Source organism: Sphaerisporangium corydalis (assembly GCF_025506355.1).
In the GTDB taxonomy this organism is placed as follows: Bacteria; Actinomycetota; Actinomycetes; order Streptosporangiales; family Streptosporangiaceae; genus Sphaerisporangium; species Sphaerisporangium corydalis.
On record NZ_JANZYP010000067.1, the window covers coordinates 28,356 to 47,085 of the forward strand.

The 18,730-nt window shown below is 71.5% G+C and carries 19 protein-coding genes; 7 read left to right on the forward strand and 12 right to left on the reverse strand.

Annotated features, from left to right (window positions below; all coding sequences use genetic code 11):
• The first annotated feature begins 2 nt into the window (after positions 1 to 2).
• Positions 3 to 665: a hypothetical protein gene (locus NYZ98_RS33590; RefSeq protein WP_262847813.1), complete on the forward strand. Its 663-nt coding sequence runs from the start codon at positions 3 to 5 to the stop codon at positions 663 to 665.
• A gap of 2 nt (positions 666 to 667) precedes the next feature.
• On the opposite strand, the gene NYZ98_RS33595 is transcribed toward NYZ98_RS33590, so the two are convergent.
• Complete coding sequence (locus tag NYZ98_RS33595) at positions 668 to 2,032, reverse strand: hypothetical protein (RefSeq protein ID WP_262847815.1); 1,365 nt, start codon at positions 2,030 to 2,032, stop codon at positions 668 to 670.
• A gap of 216 nt (positions 2,033 to 2,248) precedes the next feature.
• On the opposite strand from NYZ98_RS33595, the gene NYZ98_RS33600 reads away from it, so the two are divergent.
• The 3 genes from NYZ98_RS33600 to NYZ98_RS33610 are packed head-to-tail and all read left to right on the forward strand — an operon-like array spanning position 2,249 to position 4,442.
• Positions 2,249 to 2,926: a hypothetical protein gene (locus tag NYZ98_RS33600; protein WP_262847817.1), complete on the forward strand. Its 678-nt coding sequence runs from the start codon at positions 2,249 to 2,251 to the stop codon at positions 2,924 to 2,926.
• Positions 2,926 to 3,579 carry a hypothetical protein gene (locus tag NYZ98_RS33605; protein WP_262847819.1) on the forward strand — a complete coding sequence of 218 codons (654 nt, stop codon included), beginning with the start codon at positions 2,926 to 2,928 and terminating at the stop codon, positions 3,577 to 3,579. The genes NYZ98_RS33600 and NYZ98_RS33605 overlap by 1 nt, the downstream gene beginning before the upstream one ends.
• Positions 3,579 to 4,442 carry a hypothetical protein gene (locus NYZ98_RS33610; protein WP_262847821.1) on the forward strand — a complete coding sequence of 288 codons (864 nt, stop codon included), beginning with the start codon at positions 3,579 to 3,581 and terminating at the stop codon, positions 4,440 to 4,442. Before NYZ98_RS33605 ends, NYZ98_RS33610 begins: the two co-directional genes overlap by 1 nt.
• On the opposite strand, the gene NYZ98_RS33615 is transcribed toward NYZ98_RS33610, so the two are convergent.
• From NYZ98_RS33615 to NYZ98_RS33655, 10 genes are all read right to left on the reverse strand, one after another.
• Positions 4,336 to 5,814, reverse strand: coding sequence for a hypothetical protein (locus tag NYZ98_RS33615; protein ID WP_262847823.1), 1,479 nt, complete (start codon positions 5,812 to 5,814; stop codon positions 4,336 to 4,338). The genes NYZ98_RS33610 and NYZ98_RS33615 overlap by 107 nt on opposite strands.
• Before the next feature lie 235 nt (positions 5,815 to 6,049).
• Positions 6,050 to 6,349 (reverse strand): DUF1416 domain-containing protein, encoded by a 300-nt coding sequence (locus NYZ98_RS33620; RefSeq protein WP_262847825.1) that lies wholly within the window; start codon positions 6,347 to 6,349, stop codon positions 6,050 to 6,052.
• Entirely contained in the window at positions 6,349 to 7,188 is an 840-nt protein-coding gene (locus NYZ98_RS33625; protein WP_262847826.1) for a sulfurtransferase, read from the reverse strand. Before NYZ98_RS33625 ends, NYZ98_RS33620 begins: the two co-directional genes overlap by 1 nt.
• 14 nt (positions 7,189 to 7,202) lie before the next feature.
• Positions 7,203 to 7,613, reverse strand: a complete 411-nt coding sequence (locus NYZ98_RS33630) for a DUF4395 domain-containing protein (protein ID WP_262847828.1) — start codon at positions 7,611 to 7,613, stop codon at positions 7,203 to 7,205.
• Positions 7,614 to 7,729: 116 nt separating this feature from the next.
• A complete protein-coding gene (locus NYZ98_RS41610) occupies positions 7,730 to 7,813 on the reverse strand; it encodes a putative leader peptide (protein WP_380708059.1) in 84 nt (27 codons plus the stop codon).
• Positions 7,814 to 7,845: 32 nt separating this feature from the next.
• A complete protein-coding gene (locus NYZ98_RS33635; RefSeq protein ID WP_262847855.1) occupies positions 7,846 to 8,217 on the reverse strand; it encodes a thioredoxin family protein in 372 nt (123 codons plus the stop codon).
• A 177-nt stretch (positions 8,218 to 8,394) separates the two neighbouring features.
• The gene (locus NYZ98_RS33640; protein ID WP_316249630.1) at positions 8,395 to 9,213 is read right to left on the reverse strand and encodes an anti-sigma factor family protein; all 819 of its coding nucleotides are present in this window, start codon (positions 9,211 to 9,213) and stop codon (positions 8,395 to 8,397) included.
• A complete protein-coding gene (locus tag NYZ98_RS33645) occupies positions 9,210 to 9,761 on the reverse strand; it encodes a sigma-70 family RNA polymerase sigma factor (protein WP_456115262.1) in 552 nt (183 codons plus the stop codon). Before NYZ98_RS33645 ends, NYZ98_RS33640 begins: the two co-directional genes overlap by 4 nt.
• Complete coding sequence (locus tag NYZ98_RS33650) at positions 9,754 to 10,431, reverse strand: LmeA family phospholipid-binding protein (RefSeq protein ID WP_262847833.1); 678 nt, start codon at positions 10,429 to 10,431, stop codon at positions 9,754 to 9,756. Before NYZ98_RS33650 ends, NYZ98_RS33645 begins: the two co-directional genes overlap by 8 nt.
• Positions 10,432 to 10,575: 144 nt before the next feature.
• On the reverse strand, positions 10,576 to 10,833 hold the full coding sequence (locus tag NYZ98_RS33655; protein ID WP_262847835.1) for a MoaD/ThiS family protein: 258 nt from the start codon (positions 10,831 to 10,833) through the stop codon (positions 10,576 to 10,578).
• A 292-nt stretch (positions 10,834 to 11,125) separates the two neighbouring features.
• Between NYZ98_RS33655 and NYZ98_RS33660 the strand changes: the two genes are divergently transcribed.
• Entirely contained in the window at positions 11,126 to 11,845 is a 720-nt protein-coding gene (locus tag NYZ98_RS33660) for a winged helix-turn-helix transcriptional regulator (protein ID WP_262847837.1), read from the forward strand.
• A 132-nt stretch (positions 11,846 to 11,977) separates the two neighbouring features.
• Here NYZ98_RS33660 and NYZ98_RS33665 read toward each other — a convergent pair whose 3' ends face one another.
• Positions 11,978 to 13,690: a bifunctional metallophosphatase/5'-nucleotidase gene (locus NYZ98_RS33665; protein ID WP_262847839.1), complete on the reverse strand. Its 1,713-nt coding sequence runs from the start codon at positions 13,688 to 13,690 to the stop codon at positions 11,978 to 11,980.
• A 100-nt stretch (positions 13,691 to 13,790) separates the two neighbouring features.
• On the opposite strand from NYZ98_RS33665, the gene mshD reads away from it, so the two are divergent.
• Both mshD and NYZ98_RS33675 read left to right on the forward strand, forming a co-directional pair.
• Positions 13,791 to 14,714: a mycothiol synthase gene (gene mshD / locus NYZ98_RS33670; RefSeq protein ID WP_262847841.1), complete on the forward strand. Its 924-nt coding sequence runs from the start codon at positions 13,791 to 13,793 to the stop codon at positions 14,712 to 14,714.
• A gap of 108 nt (positions 14,715 to 14,822) precedes the next feature.
• A complete protein-coding gene (locus tag NYZ98_RS33675; RefSeq protein ID WP_262847843.1) occupies positions 14,823 to 18,683 on the forward strand; it encodes a tetratricopeptide repeat protein in 3,861 nt (1,286 codons plus the stop codon).
• Positions 18,684 to 18,730: the final 47 nt, after the last annotated feature.

An 18,730-nucleotide genomic window follows, 5' to 3' on the forward strand; every position in this document is an offset into this window, starting at 1 on the left:
GCGTGAGCGAGACGAACGGGGCGGGCGCCGCGCCGGCGTCCTTCGACGCCTTCAAGCCGGTGGCCCGCGAGGCTCCCGCGCCCGGCGAGGAGTCGATCTTCTCGACCGGCTCGTGGCCGGCCGTCCCCCCGGCGACCCTCCCCCCTGCTCCCCCGGAGCCTCCGGCACGCCCTCGGCGGCTCCGCCGGGCCGCCCGCGCGGTCGTGCTGCTGGTGACGGCCGTGGCGCTGGTCGCGGTCACCATCGGGGTGCAGGTCTGGGACCGTTCGGTCTGGGTGGGCGCCCGGTATCCGGCCGAGGTGGTCACCGACGTCCCGCGTCTGCAGGGTGCCCCGCTGCACGGGATGACCTGGCGGGCGGACCTGTCGGTGCGCCCGAGGGCCCTCGGCGACGACCCCGGCGTCACGTCCGTGGTCGCGACCGTCGAGGTGACCCCGGCCTCGGCCGAACAGATCGCCGGCTACCTCACCCCCGACTTCGAGATGCGCGACCGCACCGGCCGCCGGTGGCAGGCGCTGCCGAGCGGGACGCTCACCCAGCTCGACCTGCGGGCGGGCATGACCTCCCGGCTCACGGTGGTCGCCACCGTGCCGAACGCGGTGCGGGACACCGCGGAGCTGGTGCTCGCCTACTCGCCCCGCGAGATGCTGCGCTTCGCGCGCTGACGCTACTCGCCGGGCGAGATGCCGCGCTTCGCGCGCTGACGGGTCGCGGCGACGTCGAAGGCCGCGGCGAACAGGCACAGCGTCAGCGTCGTGAACAGCAGCTCGCGGCCGAAGCGGACGGGGATCTGGTAGATCTCCCATTCGAGCTGGCGATGCGCGGTGCCGATCAGGTGGTACGCACCCCGCTCGGCGTAGTCGGCGCCGACGCGCAGCCCCGCGTAGCACAGGCACATCACCGCGAACAGCGGAGCGCCGCCGCGCAGCGTGGTCCGCAGGGCGTTGAGCACCGGGGGCCACCGGTCCAGGCCCGTGCGCGACAGCAGCAGCCCGAACCCGCGCCTGGTCAGCGGGTGGGTCCGCTCCTCGGCCGCCGCCGTGACCCGCTCCAGCGGCGTGCCGCCGACCAGCGCGCGGCCGTCCTCGGAGTAGGCCCCGTAGACGAGGATCGCCAGCGTGAGCCAGGTCAGCGGCACCACCACCGCCTCGGTGAGGTCCGGCCGGACCTGGCCCAGCCATTCGGCGGCCGTGCGCCAGCCGGGCACCGCCGCCTCCAGGGCGGCCCAGTGCTCGTCCCACCAGGCGGTGGCCACCCGCTCACGCAGCCAGGCCGACCGATCGCCCGCGAGGGTGACCAGCAGGACGGCGCCGTAGAAGGTGGCGGCCAGTTCGCAGAAGGCCACGCCGAACGCGAGCCTGGTGCCGCCCCTGCGCTCGTGGAACGCCGAGAGCACGAAACGGGCGACGAGGGCCACGGCCGTGAAGGCCACCGCGACCTTCAGGTCGAGCACCAGGTTGGTCCCCGCGTCCGGGGGGACGGGCTTGGCCGGGGCGTCGCCGTGCCCCAGGGCGTTGTTCACCAGCGCGGCCGTGTAGGTGTCGTACTGGTCGGCGTAGCGTTCCATGTCCGCGTCGGCGAAGTCGCGGGCGTCCGCGGTCTGCCACCCCCAGGCGAGGTAGATCGCGACGAAGACGATGATCGCCCGGCCTAGCCCGGCGGACAGCGGCTCGTCCCGCTCGCCCTCCTCGCGCCGGGCGCGCAGCTCGGTCAGCGCGCCGCGCAGGGAGTGCAGCATGCCCACGGTCACGACCATGCCGAGCATGACCATGGCGACGAAGACCAGCATGACGCCGGCCAGGCGCCACTGGCGGAAGGAGCCGTGCGACAGCTCCGACCCGGCCACCAGCAGCCCGAACCTGCCCAGCTTGCCGACGGTGAACCACAGCACGAGCGGGACCAGGCAGCGGGTCCAGATCGCCAGCGTGTACAGCGGCAGCCCGTACGCCGAGCGCCTCCACCAGCGGACGCCGGTGGTGGCGTGCGCGGCGGCGCGCGGTGACCCAGCCCCCAAGGCCATCGATTCGGACATCCTGGGCATGTTATCGATCACAGCCCGAGGCCCGCAGGGCATCGCCACAACGAGCGGCCCGGATCTCGCCCGGCCGCACGGGGTGCCCGGCGACGGGGTAACGATTCGGGTTTCGGCGGGCGTTTGCCCGGTTCATCCGCATTCGCGGATCTCTACCGCGTATCTATGGGACCAACGAGGCGGAAGGGAAAGGCACACCGACTACCATCCTGTGCCATGACGTCCACCCCTTCTGGCGGCCGCCCGCGCCGGCGACCGGTGCTCATACCGGTGCTGGTCGTCCTGGCCGCCGCGACCGTGGGAGTCAGCGCGGCGGCCGGCGGCCTCAAAGAGGCCCCCGAGAAGCCGCCGGAGCAGGCCGGCAAGGGCGCGGAGATCGACCAGGGCCGGATGGTCACCCGGTTCGACGACGCCGTGGTCCGCCTGGGCGGCAAGGACGGCATCGGCGTCTCCGACCGGCGCTACCTGCAGCTCGTCCTGAAGGTGACCAACAAGAGCGAGATCACCCTCCTCGCGCAGATGATGGACGACGCGCTCGTCGGGGTCAGGGCCGACGGGAAGCCGCTCGACGACCCCGCCTCGACGAACGTCACCGGCGGACCGCGCGTCGTGGCCGTCTCCGGAGGCCACTCCTACGGCCAGATGCACCCCGGCGTGCCGGCCACCGTCGTCCTGGCGTACGAGCTGCCGGAGGGCAAGCCGCCCCCCAAGAGCGTCCAGATCGACGCCGGCATGTACGCGTGGGCCGAGAGCTTCTTCTACAAGACGCACGAATGGCGGCTGGTCACCACGCCCGTCGCGCCCACGGCCGAGGACCGCGCGCACGGCAGGCAGTTCCACTACTCGCCCATCGTCGTCGCCCAGGTCACGCTGCCGGTCCGGGTGGAGGCGTGATGTCCGCCGCCCACGGCCTGGTACCCGAGGCGCCCGCCGCGCCGCTGCGTCCCCTCCCTCCGCGCCGCGTCCCGCTGTGGCGCAAGATCGTGGGAGGCGTCGTCGGCATCGCCCTGGTGAGCGCCGCGGTGTACGCCCAGACGTTCGTGCTGACCGCCGACGAGAAGAGCGACCCGCTGACCGTGTCCGGCGGCATGCACGACGAGCTGCGCACCTCCCACTTCTCCGCCCGGCTCGAACGTGTCGAGTTCGCCAGGACGGTGCGGGTGAAGAAGCAGTACAGCACCGACGACGCGAAGGCCGACGAGACGTTCATGATCGTCAAGGTCGGGCTGACGGCGCCCCGCAGGCCCACCCAGGTCACCTCGTTCGTGCTCACCGCCGACGGCCTGCGCTTCGAGCCGACCGACCGGGTGAGCCTGTCCGCGACGCTCGGCGACAAGTGGATCCAGCCGGGGTGGTGGCGCTCCGGGCTGTTCTTCTTCGACGTCCCCGCGGACAAGCTGGCCGGGGCCCGGGTCGTCGTCGCCGAGCCGAAGACGCTGTTCGGTGACGACTACATGCCGGAGACCTCGTTCGACCTCGGGTTCGACCGACCGAAGGCGCGCCAGATGGCCGGCGCCGCGAAGGACGTCTACGAGGTGAGCGGCTGATGAGCGACCAGAACCCCGAGGACACCGGCGTCTGGAGCCCGCCCGCGGCCGAGCCGTCCTGGTTCACCCCGTCCAAGCGGCTGCCCCGGCCGGACGCGAGGGTGTGGCCGCCCCCGGAGCGGGAGCCGCGCGGCTCCTCCACGGTGCCGATCCCCGTCATCGAGGACGGCCCGGCGCCGCGCCGCCCGACGTGGCCGCCGCCGGTCCCGACGCCCCCCGCCCCCGTGCCGCAGCCCTTCACCCGGCCCCCGTTCAGCGGGCCCCCGGTGCCGCCCTCGGCCGCCGCCGCGGTTCCGGCCCCGCCCGCGCCGCCCGCGCCGGCAGCGCCGCCGCCCAAACGGCGGCGGGCGCCGATCCCCAAAGTGGCCAAGATCGGGCTGCAGATCGCCGGCGCCGTCGGCCTGACCGCCGCCTTCCTGGCGATGCGCGGGTACGACGCGCTTCAGCGGTACGAGAAGGACGTGCCGCCCGCCAACGTCCAGCAGGTCTCGGCGGGGCAGGAGGCGACGCTGGCGGACGCCAAGTGGCGGCTCATCGGCGTGTCCACCATGACCGACCCGCAGGCGGCCCAGCAGCCCGGCCGCACGATGCTGCGCATCGAACTGCAGGCCACCCCGCTGAACGCCGACGGCACCAGGTTCGCGCTCACCCCGCCGGGCCTCTACTTGGCCGACAAGGCGGGCCGCACGTGGATGGTCGAGCCGTGGAAGTCGCCGGAGAAGCTCACGCCCGGCGTCGCCGGGCGGTTCACCTTGATCAGCCTGGTGCCCAAGGAGATGGTGGACCAGGTCGAGCTGACGCTGTGGCCGAACCCGTACCTGGGAAGGCAGCAGTCGGGCGACGCTCTGCGGTTCGACCGCTGACCGCCGGGCCGCCGGCCTCGTGGCCGGCACCGGCGGGGGCGGCGCCGTACCGCGGCTCGCCGAGCGCCTGACGAGGTCCCTCGGGGCCGGCCGCCTGTGCGGCGGACGCGAGGGCGCGCCGCCGGCGTTCCGCGCCGGCGGCGACGTCGAACGTGGCGGCCAGCAGGCAGGTGGTGAGCACCGTGACCGCGAGGTCGACGGCGAAGTTGATCGGGACGAAGACGACGTCCCAGTACAGCACCGGGTAGTCGTTGCCGGCCAGGTACTCAAGGCCGCGGGCCGCGTAGCCCTCGCCGACCTTGATCCCGGCGAAGCACAGGGCGAACATCCCGAACAGCGGCGCGCCGGCCCGTACGACCAGGCGCATGGTGTTGGCCAGCGCCACCCAGTGGGCCCAGCGGCCGAAGAACGCCGTCAGGAGCTGGCGGGTGAGGGAGTGGGTGCGCCTGTTGATCGCCCGGGTCGCCTGCTCGGCCGTCGTCTCCAGCCGCGTGCCCTTGATCACGGTCGTGGCGTCCTCGGCGTACGCGCCGTACATCAGGATGGCGACGGTCAGCCAGGCGGCGGGCAGCACCAGCGCGTCCCAGGCGAACGGCCTGATCGCGCCGATCGTGGCCCAGAACGCCTCCCAGCCGGGGATGATCCGCTCCATGCCGGCGACGACGTCGTTCCACCAGTTCACGATCGAGCGGCTGCCGATCCAGGCGCCGCGCGAGGCGATGACCTGCAGGCCGTAGTAGACGAAGGCGAGTTCGCAGAACGCCAGGGCGATGGCCGCCGGGCGGTTCCCCCGCTTCTCGTGCAGCAGCATGAAGACGTACCGCCCGAGGAAGGCGGCGATCATGATGATCAGCGTGATGTTGAAGCTCAGCGAGGTGAGCCCCATCGCCGTGTCCGTCGGCTGGCCGGTGGTCAGGTCGGCGAAGGCGCCGAGGTACCCCTTCTCCCCGCTCTGCCGCTTGATGTCGGTGGTGAGGAAGGCGCGCACATCGTCCAGGTCCCACCGCCAGGCCAGGTAGAGCGCCACGAAGGGGACGATGACCCGGCTCAGGCCGCCGACGAACCCCTCGTCCTCCTCGCCGTCCGCGCGCCGCGCGCGGATCTCCGACAGGGAGCCGCGCAGGGTGTGGAACATGCCGACGCTGACGACCATGCTGGCCATGACCATGATCACGAAGATCAGCATCGTCAGCGTGAGGCGCAGGTCGCGCATGGAGCCGTGGGACAGGTCGGTGCCGCCGGCGAGCAGGCCGAACCGCACGAGCTGTCCCGCCGAGTACCACATGACCAGGGGCAGCAGGCACCGCCCGGCCAGGCGCAGCGTGTGCAGCGGCAGCGACCAGGCCGACGGGATGCGGATGGATTCGGACATCCGGTGCATCCTATCGACGGCACCCCAGGCGTCGCAGCCGCATCATCAGAACGAGACCCACCCGGTGCCGGGCCCCTATTACGGCCTCCCGCCGGGTGCCCGCGATCGGAGCGTACGGCCACGGACGCGTGAAAGGCCCGGAACGCGCGAGAGGCCGGTGTCCCGTAACCGGGACGCCGGCCCTCCGCGTCTCAAGCCCGCTCGCCGCCCCGGCGGCGAGGCTAACGGCCGGTCGTCAGACGGCGACCTGGAGCTGGGAGACCTCGCCGAGGCGGGCCTCCACCGCGACGTCCTTGCTCACGCCGCCGCCCGCGATGATGCGGACGGTCCAGGAGCCCGGCGCGGCGAAGAAGCGGAAGATGCCCTCGTCGGACACCACCACCTCGCCGGTGAACTCGCCGGAATGGTCCAGCAGGCGAGCGTACGCCGTGCCGGCGCCGGTGACGACGCCCTGGATGACGGCCTGGGTCGAAAGATCGATCCCGGCCGGCAGCGTGACGGTCTGCTCCGGTGCTGCGCAACCTTGGATGGTCATCAGCGGGCCTCCCCCAACTCGATCGGCACGCCGACAAGCGAGCCGTACTCGGTCCACGAACCGTCGTAGTTCTTCACGTTCGCCTGGCCGAGGATCTCGTGCAGCACGAACCAGGTGTGGGCGGAACGCTCGCCGATGCGGCAGTAGGCGATCGTGTCCTTGCCGAAGTCGACGCCCTCGCCGGAGTACAGCGAGCGCAGGTCCTCGTCGGACTTGAAGGTGCCGTCGTCGTTCGCGGCCTTGGACCACGGGACGTTGCGCGCGGTCGGGATGTGGCCGCCGCGCTGCGCCGCCTCCTGCGGGAGGTGGGCCGGGGCCAGCAGCTTGCCGGAGAACTCGTCGGGCGAGCGGACGTCGACCAGGTTCAGCTTGCCGATCGCCGCCAGGACGTCGTCGCGGAAGGCCCGCAGCGACAGGTCCTGGTCCTTGGCGGAGTACTGGGTCGCCGGGCGGGCGGCGGCCTCGGTGACGAGCTCGCGGGAGTCCAGCTCCCACTTCTTGCGCCCGCCGTCGAGCAGCCGGACGTTCTGGTGACCGTAGAGCTTGAAGTACCAGTACGCGTACGCGGCGAACCAGTTGTTGTTGCCACCGTAGAGGACCACGGTGTCGTCGTTGCCGATGCCCCGAGCCGACAGAAGGGCCTGGAAGCCCTCACGGTCCACGAAGTCGCGGCGGACCGGGTCCTGCAGATCCTGCTTCCAATCGATCTTCACGGCACCACGGATGTGGCCCTTGTCATAGGCGCTGGCGTCCTCGTCGACTTCGACGAGCACGACGCCAGAGGTGTCGAGGTTGGCCTCGACCCAGTCGGCGTCCACCAGTACGGCGGAGCGGCTCATTGGGAAACCTCCGGTTATCGGGTTGCGGCGGGCATTAGGCGGCGGATGAAGAGGTACATTTCGCAGCCCAGGCAGAAGCCGAAGGCCGCGTTCAGGAAGGCGGCCATGAGGGCCGCGGCGGTCGCGCCGAGCGCGAGGGGAGTGACCTGCGCGGCGAAGCCGGCCACCCCGGCGAGGGCGAACACCAGGCCCACACCCTGCGCGAAGCGGGGCGGGGCGGCGTCCTCCATCTCCGCGGGCGGGCCGATCCTCGGCCGTACCAGCCGCTTGAACACCAGCCCGTACGGCGCCGTTCCGGCGACCCCCAGGGCGAAGACGACGCCCTGGGCCAGCAGCAGCCAGACGTTGCCCGTGATCAGGACCAGCGCCAGGATGAGCGTCGTCACGGCCGCGGAAAAGCGCGTGCTTCTTGGATCAACCTGCATGGCGGGATGCTCCTGAAGGGATCGTGCCGAAAGACAAGGACCAGGCACTTTTCAGACCGGTGCGGCGGGAGGCACCCGCGTGATCTCGGCGCGGCGGTAAAGCCGGGAGATCGCCCTCAGGCCATACGACAGAGCGCGGTGGCCACGCGGCAGAAGTCAACCGCGCGCCGCTTCGTCAGCAGCTCCGTCCAGGGCGTCATGTCCACGACAGTACCCGCCGTCTCGCCATCTGTCACGTCGCGTCCGTTTCATGAGATGCGGTGAAACCCAGGGCCGCGATGACGTCGGCCTTGCGCGGTTGACCGGACGCTTTCTTGGTCACGCGGCCCGCGCCGTCGAGCACCAGGACCGTCGGCGTGCGCATGATGTCGAACCGCCGGACCAGGTCGAGCCGGGACTCCGCGTCGATCTCCACGTGCCGCACGCCTGGCACCATCCCGGAGACCTCCGAGAGGATGCGGCGGGTCGCGCGGCAGGGCTGGCAGAAGGCCGTGGAGAACTGGACCAGCGTGGCCCGCTCGCCCAGCTCCTCGCCGAGCTCGCCGGCGGCGACCACGTCCATGTCCCTCCTCACCCCGCGCACGGCGCCATTACGCCGCCGCATCACCAGTCCGGCGACGGTTCCGGCGGCGAGCGTCGCGCAGAGCACCAGCAGGCCTGTCATCGCCAGCCACAACACGACCCGTCCTGCCGCCATTCCCGGCGCGGGGAAACCCGCGCGGGCCGATCTCCGTGGAGCCGCCTGGGCCGGTTTCCGTCCACGGGCGCGGCGGTCGCGCGGTCAGGGCAGGTAGATCGACAGCAGGCGCTTGCCGGTGGAGGCGCGGATGTCGAAGCTGCGGATCCGGTCGATGGTCAGCTCGGTGTGCCCGACGAACTCGGCCGGTCCCCCGTGGTACTCCGCGAGGTCGACCGTCCAGCTCCCCGCCGGGGAGCGGGTGCCGTCGGTCGCCACGGCGGTCACCCTGCAGGAGGTGCCGTCGGCGATGCCGGACAGGGCGATCTGGATGGTCGTGCCCTCCTCGCCGGGCGTCAGGCTGAGCTCGGCGTGGATCCGCCCGTTGGTCGCGGTCACCGGGGCCCGCCGCCCGGCGTCGTCGGGCACCGGGACGGTGCCCGACGGGTCCTGCTTCAGCATGGACGAGGCGGACGCGCGGGGAGTGGACAGCATGGCCTCGTTGCCGGGGGACTCCTGGCTGGTGCCGCTCGCGGCCCCGTTGTCGCTCATGGTGCTGCTCGCGGGCGCCGCGACCGTGCTCGCGTCCCTGGTCCTGCCTCCCACGGCCAGCCACGCCGTGCCGCCGAGCACGACGGTGACCAGGCCGGCCGCCAGGCCCATGAACAGCCGGTTCAGCCGGTGGCGCCTGGCCGAGGCGGTGATCAGGCGGTCGAGCACGGCCTGCGGCGGGCTGGCGACCTGCTCTATGTCCTCCTCCGAGACCCGGCCGAGCAGCGCCGCGAGGCCGCTGAGCTCGTCGAACTCGGCCTGGCATTCCGGGCACGTGGCCAGATGGGTCTCGACGCCGGCGGCCTCCTCGGGGTCCAGCGCCCCGACCATGTACACGCCGAGCGACATCCGCATCTCCTCGCACGGGCTCATGGCGCGAGCCCCCGCTCTTCCAGCGCCAGTTTCAGCGCGCGAAGGGCATAGTACGTCCGTGATTTGACCGTGCCGACGGGGATGCCCAGCGACTCCGCGGCCTCCTTCACCGAGCGGCCCCGGTAGTAGGTCTCCAGCAGCACGGCGCGGTGCTCGGGCCGCAGGGCGGCGATGGCGTCGGCGACGCCCCAGGACTCGACGGCGCGGTCCAGTTCATCCTCGGCGGGCACCACGGCCAGGGCGTCGTCGGTGGTCTCCTGCGGGCGGGACCTGCGGGCGCGGTGGTGGTCGACGACCAGGTTGCGGGCGACGGTGAACAGCCATGCCCGCACCGGCCGGTCGGCCAGCGCGTCAGGGTGCCGCCACGCCCGTAACAGCGTCTCCTGTACCACGTCCTCCGCCTTGCCCGGATCACCCGTGAGTCGCAACACGTAACCATAAAGTGACCCCGCGTGCTCCGCGAAAAGCGTTCGTATCAGCTGCTCGTCGGCGGTTCCGGCGTGGCTCACATCTTCACGACGTACGAGGGGGAGGTCCGGTTCAGTCACGTAACGGCACGTCCGTCGCCGTGCCGTCGACCGCCAGCCCCTCGGAGGTCGTGCGCACCTTCTGGATCTTGATGTTGAGCGGCAGGTTCTTGATGGGGACGTTGAAGCTCATCAGCCTGCTGGCGTCGGGCACCTTGATGCCGTTGACGTTCTCCGGCGTCAGCCGCACGCCGCCCGCGACGACCTCGATCTTCAGCTTCGCGGTGACCGGGATGGTGATCCCGGCGACGGTGAGCTTGCCGGTGACGTTGAGCGTGTCGTCGCCGTTGCCCTCGACGCGCAGGCCGCGCGGGGCGCGGGCGTCCAGGGTCTCCTTGGAGATCACGACGGTGCCGGTGACCTTCTCGGCGACGATGCTCGCCTTGGCGGAGTCCTGGATCAGGTCCATGAGGGGGGCGTTGACGCCGTGCAGGACGGCGTCGATGCGCGAGATCTTCGCGCCGTCGGGGGTCGTCATCGCGCCCATCGCCACACTGATCTCCTCGTACCGGCCGGCGATCGCCTGGGTGAGGAAGGGAATGCCGCGTACTTCGACCTTGGGCGGGGTGGCCAGGTCGTACTTGGCCGCCACCTGGCGGGCGACCTCGCTCTGCACGCCGCTCACCGCGACGCGGTCGACGACGGCCAGGATGACGCCCAGCAGGATCAGGAACACGATCAGCTTGCGCATCCGACTCCTTAGGGAGGCTCACCCCTGTGAATGAGAGTATCCGCCCTCCTACTCCCCTGGGGGTCATCCACAAAACACCTATCAACCAGGGCAATTCACCAAGAATGACCATCAACCCGGGCAGGTCCCAACGAGTCCGTACGATCAGCCGCCGGCGAAGGGAGGAAGCACCTCCACGGTGGCCCCTTCCGGCAGTTCCACCGCGTGGGGATCGCGCGTGCCCGCCGGATGGCCATCCACGAGGAAGGACGATCGTCCGAGAACGCGTACTAGGTCTGGATTTTCATGTTTTAGTGTGATTTGCGCCACCAGGTCACCTAACGTGACGGCGTCGAACGCCTCCTCGGCCACCCCCGTGGCCTCCTTGGCCGCCGCCCAGTAGCGCACCATACCCCTTGCCATCAGCCACCTCCGTCGTCTAAGCATGAGTACCGCACAAGTGTCAATCACTCACCGCAAGGGAATGGTTACGGTTATTTCCCGCGTGATGGACCGTTCACCGGGCCGACGCACTATGGACGCGCCTTTCCTGTGGGCTATCCTCACGTACTGACGGGACCTGGGCGACGTAGCCCCCGGGTCCTTTACGTGTTTGTACGGCTGGCGCCGTCACAACGCGGGGAGGAGGCGGATGCGGTGCGTGAGCGAAGCCGTATCCTCCCGCCCCGGGTCAGCCTCTTGATTAGGAGGTGCTGTGAGTAACCTGCTCCTGCTCACCAACGCTCTGGAACCCTCGGCGGAGGTGCTGCCCGCCCTCGGGTTGCTTCTCCACTCGGTCCGGGTCGCCCCCGCGGAGGCGTCGGCACTGATCGACGCACCACCCGCCGACGCTGTGCTGGTGGACGCGCGGAGGGAGCTGGTGCACGCCAAGAGCCTCTCCCGTCTCCTTCGTACTACCGGCATCGACTGCCCGCTCATGGTGATCGTCACCGAGGGCGGCCTGGCCGCGATGACCGCCGAGTGGGGGGCCGACGACGTCCTCCTCGACACGGCGGGACCGGCGGAGGTCGAGGCCCGGCTCCGGCTGGCCGTCGGCAGGCTGTCGATCGCCGCCACCGAAGAGGTGCCGGACGAGATCCGCAGCGGCGACCTGTCGATCGACGAGGCCACCTACACCGCCCGGCTCCGCACCCGGGCGCTCGACCTGACGTTCAAGGAGTTCGAGCTCCTGAAGTACCTCGCGCAGCACCCCGGCCGGGTCTTCACCCGCGCCCAGCTGCTGCAGGAGGTATGGGGATACGACTACTTCGGTGGCACCCGCACCGTCGACGTCCACGTGCGGCGCCTGCGCGCCAAGCTGGGCGCCGAGTACGAGTCCCTGATCGGCACCGTGCGCAACGTTGGGTACCGCTTCGTACCCGACCGCGGCGGCGAGCAGATCGAGGACCGCGAGCCCGCTCCCGCCCGCCGATAGACACCGTGAACGCGTGACCTGGACGCTGTGAACGCTTGACGCCGTGAACGCGTGACGCCCGGCGCCGTCCTCGACGACGCCGGGCGTTTCGCTGCCGGGTGATCCCCGGTGACCGCGCTCGCGGTCCCGGGGCTAGCCGGTGACCGTGATGCGGTTGATCGCCGGCGGGGCGATCGGCGAGTGCGCCCCGAAGTAGGCGACGAACGCGTCGATGTCCAGCGGGCCGCTCCACAGGCCCGTGCCCTCGCGGAAGACGGTGAAACCGTCACCGCCGCCGACCAGGAAGTTGTTGGCCGCGACCCGGATCTCCTGTGCGTCGGTGACCGGCGTCCCGTTGATCTTGATGTCCGAGATCCGCGAGCCGATCGGCTGCGAGAGGTTCATCGAGTAGGTCAGCGACGCGGACGGCTGCAGGATGCGCACCAGCGCGCCGCCGTTCTGCCACTGCTGCTCCAGGAGCGCGTCGAGCCTGGCCCCGGTCAGCGTCACGACCTGCATGAGGTTGTTGAACGGCTGCACGGTGAAGGCCTCGCCGTAGGTGACGACGCCGTTGCCCTCCGACCCGCTCTGCGCGTACGTCAGGTCGGCGCGGACCCCGCCCGGGTTCATCAGCGCGATCTCGGCGTTTCCGCCGGTCCTGGTGCCTTCGAGCTGCGCGTCGGCGATCAGGTCACCGAGTGCGGTCTCCCCCGACGGCCCCGCGGCCCTGCCGATGTCGGCGGTGATGGAGCCGATGGCCTTGTTGGCGACCGTGGCGACCCGGTCCTTCCAGGTCTGGACGAACTGCGTGATCTCCGGGTCGGGGGTGACGTCCCGGGTGACAACGTGGTTGTCGGCCGCGACCGAGGACCGGACGACCTCGCCGGTCTTCTTGTCCACCTTGAAGTCGACCGTCGTCAGCACGCGGCCGAACGAGGAACCCTGGGTGTAGAACCGGTCCTGGCCGGCCGGGTCCTGGGTCTTGCAGATGTAGGCCTGGTGGGAGTGGCCCATGACGACCAGGTCGACGTCCGCGCTGAGGCCCTGGGCGATCCGGGTGCCCGCGCCCGGGGTGACCGGGCAGGCGTCCGGGCTCTGGTTCGGGGCGATCTGGTCACCCTCGTGGACCATGGCCACGATGGCCTTCACCCCGGCCAGCCGCAGGAGCCGCGCCGCGCGGTTGCCCGCCTCGACCTCCTCGGTGAACTTCAGGCCCGCGATGCCGGAGGCGGTGACGATCGACGGCGTGGTCTGCGTGACCAGGCCGATGAAGCCGACCTTGACCCCGTTGACCACCTTGACGGCGACCGGCGGCAGCACGTAGTGGTCGTTGTTCTCCTTGAGCACGTTGGCCGCGAGGTACTCGTACTTCGCGCCACGCCACCGGCCGGCCGGGGAACAGCCGTCGACGGGGTGGCAGCCGCCGTTCTGGATGCGCTTGAGCTCGCTGATGCCCTCGTCGAACTCGTGGTTGCCGACCGAGGACACCTTCAGGCCGAGCTTGCCCAGCAGCTCGACGGTCGGCTCGTCGTGGTAAGCGGCGGAGATCAGCGGCGAGGCGCCGATCAGGTCACCGGCGGCCACGACGACGCTGTCCCGGTTGACCAGGGACTTGAGGTGGGTCGCCAGGTAGGCGGCGCCGCCCGCAGGCACCGACACCCCGCTCTCGTCGACGATCGCGCCGCCGGAGCCGGTCGGGGGCTCCAGGTTGCCGTGGAAGTCGTTGATGGACACCAGCCGTACGGGCACCGTCTGGGGAGGCTTGGGGGGTTTCGGGTGCGCCGACGCGGTACCGGCGGTGAAAGCGAGACCGGTCGCCGCGACGATTCCGGCGACCGCGATCCGCATGAACGATCGAGAGGTCATAACCCACGAGGTTAGAGACGGAAGCCAAGCATAAAACGACCCAGAGGTAACGATTTACCCCGCTAGTTAGTGGCGTTTTCTGCCAGATTAGAGTTCCAGCATGAATGCCCGCGTGGACATCAGGGAACGCCTCGGCGACCAGGAGGTGGCCGACGTGGCCGCCCTGACCGCCGCGGCCGCCGAAGCCGACTCCATCAGCCCGCTCAACGAGCAGGTGATGCTCCACCTGCGCCACGGAGGCGGCGACGGGACCAAGGCCCTGTTGCTCTACCAGGATGACACGCTGGCGGGCTTCGCGCACGTCGGGGCGGACGGCGAGGAGGGGCCGAGCGGCGAGCTGGTCGTCCACCCGGGCCACCGGGGCCAGGGCCTCGGCCGCCTGCTCGCCGAGGCGGCGCTCGCCGAGAGCGGCGGCCGGCTCCGTCTGTGGGCGCACGGCGACCGCCCCGAGGCGGCCCGGCTGGGCGCCGCGCTGGGCTTCACCCGGGCCCGGTCGCTCTGGCAGATGCGCCGGCCTACGGCCGACCCCCTGCCCCCCGCGAAGCTGCCCGACGGGGTGCGGCTGCGCGCGTTCGAGCCGGGCGCGGACGAGGAGGCGTGGCTCGCCGTGAACGCCCGTGCGTTCGCCCACCACCCTGAGCAGGGCTCATGGACCATGGACGACCTCACGCTGCGCGAGCGGGAGCCGTGGTTCGACCCCTCCGGCTTCTTCCTCGCCGTGCGCGAGACCGCCGGGGAGGGGGCCCGGCTCGCGGGCTTCCACTGGACCAAGGTGCACGCCGACGGCGGCCCCGAGCTGTCCCACGCGCCGATCGGCGAGGTGTACGTCGTGGGGGTCGACCCCTCCGAGCAGGGCACCGGCCTCGGCCGGGCGCTCACACTGGCCGGCCTGGACCACCTGCGGTCCGCCGGCCTGGACCAGGTGATGCTGTACGTCGACGAGGACAATCCCTCGGCCATCCATCTTTACCAATCTTTCGGCTTCACCAGGTGGAAGGTCGATGTGATGTATCGGCACGGCTAATAGGTATGTCAATTGACACATCCCACCCTTAAGCGAACAGTCACGCTGTAAGCGCGCGCACACCCCAGCGCGTGCCGCCCCGCGCCGACAAGCACAGCGAGGCACAACGTGACCAACCTCCACCCCGGGGGACCAGGAACGTTCTGGTCCCTGCTCGGCCAGATCGAACGCGAATCCCTGCACGCCATCGGATGGGTCCGCGAGTTCGCCCCCCGCGAGACCCTCGGCGACAGGGACGCCCTGCCCGGCAGCGTCACCGTCCTGCTCGACGGCTACGCCAAAGAGGTGTACGGCACCGCCGCCGGCGACGAGTCGCTCATCGAGATCTTCGGGCCAGGGCACCTGGAAGGGGAACTCGCCCTGTGGGACTGGCCCTACCGGGGACGCATCGAGACCCTGACCGCCGTGCGGGCCTTACAGGTGCCCAAGGACCGGTTCGTCAACTTCCTCGCCGAGGAGCTGTCCGCCGGCGCCGCCCTGATGAAGGGCCTCGGCCACCGCCGCGTCCTCGTGGCCCGCCGCCGCGCCCCCGGCCCCGGCGTACGCGCGCCCGCCCGCATCGCGCTGCACCTGATCGAGCTGGCTCTGCGCTTCGGCCGCCCGTCCGGCACGGGCGTGACGATCGGGCCGCCGCTCACCCAGACCGACCTGGCGAGCTTCGCCGGCGTCGACCGGGTCGCGGTCGCGCGCGCCTTCCACGTATGGCGGCCCAAAGGCCCTCACGCCACCTGCGCCCACGCGCACGCCGACCTCCTCGAACAGCGCGGCACCACGATCACGGTGAAGGACATGGACGCCCTGCGCGCCGCCGCAGGGCCCTGGGCCGCTGAATGGGACCCGGCGCCGTTCACCCCGAGCGGCACCCCCGGCAGGGCCGCGGGCAAACGGCAGGTCCCCGCGATCAGGATCCCCGCCACCGGCACCGGCGCCGCCCAGCTCCCCCCGGTCGTCCCGTGCTTCACCGGCAGGAAGGCCGCGCTCCAGGACCTCAACGCCCTGGCCTCGGCCGCCGACCGCCCGCGCGCAGTGATCGTCGAGGGCATGGCCGGGGTCGGCAAGTCCGCCCTGGCCACCTACTGGGGCCACTCGGTGAAGGACGAGCACTTCAGCGGCGGCCAGCTCTACCTCGACCTGCGCGGCGTGCGCAACCGGTCCCTCACCGTCGCCGAGGCCGTCGGGCAGCTCCTGCGCGGCCTCGGCGTCAGCGGGCACCAGATGCCCGTGGACGAGAGCGACCTCGTGGCCGCCTACCAGCGCAGGCTCGCTGACCGCCGCCTGTTGATCGTCGTCGAGAACGCGGGCGAGAGCCCCGACCTCATCCGGGCCCTGATGCCGCCGTCCAACCGCTGTCTCCTGCTGGTCACCACCCAGGCCAGGCTCGCGGGACGTCCCGGCCTCACCCCGGCCGACGGCGTCGAACCGCTGCCCCTGGACGTCATGGCGGAGGAGGAGGCCGTCCAGCTCATGGCCGCCGTACTCGGGCCCGGCGACTCCCGGGTCCGCGAGAACCCCTCCGACGCCACCCGGCTCGTACGGCAGTGCTCCATGCTGCCGCTGGCGCTGAGGATCACCGCGGCCAAACTGGTGGAGAACCCGGCCGAGCAGATCGCTGACACGGTCCGCGAGCTGGACGGGCAGGACCGGCTGTCCAAACTGGCCCAGGAGGACGAGCCCCGCGCGGCGGTGCGGCCCGCGTTCGAGGTGTCCTACCGCGCGCTGCCGCCCGGGCTGCGGCGCGCCTTCCGGTACCTCGGGCTGATGACCGGCCCGGATCTCGGCGTCGAGTCCTGCGCGGCGCTGCTGGACGAGACGGTCCCCGCCACTCTGCGCCACCTGCGTGCCCTCGACCGCCTGCACCTGGTCGCGGCCGTGGGTGGTGTCGGGTCGGGGGACGGTGTCGGGTCGGGGGACGATTCGGACAATGGGCGTTCTCCGGACGGCAAGGCGGAGCGCTTCATGGTGCACGACCTGCTCGCGGTCTTCGCCAGGGAGCGCATGCTGCTGGAGGACGGCGAGGCCGACCGCACCGGAGCCGTACGGCGCCTGCTGACCCACTACCTGGCCACCGCCATGCGGGCCGGCGACGCCCTCGGACGCAACCGGCGCCTCCTGCACGCCCGCGCCGTACCCCCGCCGTCCACCTCCGGCGCCGACCGCGAACGGCACCTGACCTGGTTCGAGAGCGAGCGCCGCAACCTGGTCGCCACCGCCCACCAGGCCGCCAGGCACGGCCTGCACTCCTACGCATTCAACCTCGCCGACGCGGTGTACGACTTCATGACCTCACGCGGCTACGTCAGGGACGTCATCGACGTGCACAAGGCCGGGCTGGCGTCCGCGCAGGCGGTGGACGAATGGCCCGCCACCGCCCAGATGCTGCACCACCTCGCCATCGCCCACCGCAGCATCGGCCAGAACGTCAAGGCGCTCAGCTACGGCGAGGACGCCCGGTGGGGCTTCAAACGGCTCGGCGACAGCCTCGGCGAGGCCAACGCCCTGGACAACCTGGCCGACGTCCGCGGAGTCCTCGGCCGCTACCGGCTCGCGATCGAGCACTCCGAGGAGTCCCTGCGCCTGCACCGCCTGGCCGGCAACAGGGCGGGCGAGGCCGAGGCGCTGGACACGATCTCGCAGAACCTGCGCCGGCTCGGCGAGTACGTCAGCGCCGAGGACCACGCCCTGCGTGCGCTGAGCATCCGCCGGGCGATCAAGGACGGCGCCGGCGAGGCCGAGACCCTGCTCAACCTGGCCCGCCTGCACTACTTCTGGGGCGACCCGAAAAAGGCCGTCATGCGAGGGCTGGAGGCACTGTCCCTGCGCATCGACCTGGCCGGGCCCGCCGGGCTCGCCGACGAGCCCCAGTCCGCCGACCCGTACCGCGAGCTGGCCCGCATTCACCGCCAGCTCGGGCTGCGTGGCCTGGCCCGCCGCGACGCCGAGCAGGCGCTGCGCGTCTCCCGGGCCAGCGGCGACCGGCACGGCGAAGGCGAGACCCTCACCATCCTCGGCAAGCTGCTGCGCGACGACGGCGCCCACGCCGAGGCCCTGTCCCGCATCTGGCACGCCGTACGGCTCGCGCACGAGATCGGCCACAAGCGCGGCGAGGCCGAGGCGCGCGCGGCCATCGGCGTCGTGTACTTCAAGCTCGGCCGGTACGCCGAGTCGCGCGAGCACCTCAACCTCGCCCTGGAGATCCGCAGGGAGATCGCCGACCGGGCCGGCGAGGCCCAGGACCTGGAGAACCTCTCCCGGACCATGCGGCGTCTCGCCCGCTACGAGGACGCGCTCCAGCACGGCCTGGAGGCGCTCAAGCTCTGGCGGGAGCTCGACGTCCCGACGGGCGAGGCCCGCACCCTCGGCGGGCTCGCCCGCACGTACGCCCGGCTGGGGCTCCAGCGGGACGCGCTCCGCGCGGCGGAGACGTCGCTGTCCATCAGGGAACGCCACGGGGACGGCATGGGCATCGGCCTGGACACCATGGCCCGCATTCTGCTGCGCATGGGCAGGCCCGAGCAGGCCCTCGACAAGGCCGTACAGGCCATCCGGGCCATCCGCGAGATCGGCGACCGGCAGTACGAAGGGTCCGCGATCAACAACCTGGCGCGGATCCTGCTGGCCATGGACCGCCCCGACGAGTCCGAGCGGTACGCCAGGGAGTCACTGGAGATCGTCAGGGACGCGGGCGACCTGCGGGAACAGGCGGCGTGCCGGCACACGCTCGGGCTGATCGCGCAGCACCGCGGCGACCACGCGGGGGCGCTGCGCGACCTCGACGAGAACCTCCGCCTGCACCGCGAGACCGGCAACCACTCCGGCCAGGTGGAGGCGCTGAGGGCCCTGCGCCTGTCGCACGAGGCGGTCGGGAACGTCCGCGAGATGCGGGAGTGCGAGCAGCGCATCCAGAACATCCAGCGATGGCTCGGCGGCTCCTTCGGCGGTCCCGTCGACGGTTCCTTCGGCGGCGCCTGAGGCTCGGTGGTCTCCGGCCTGGTCTCCGGCCTGGTCTCCGGCTTGGT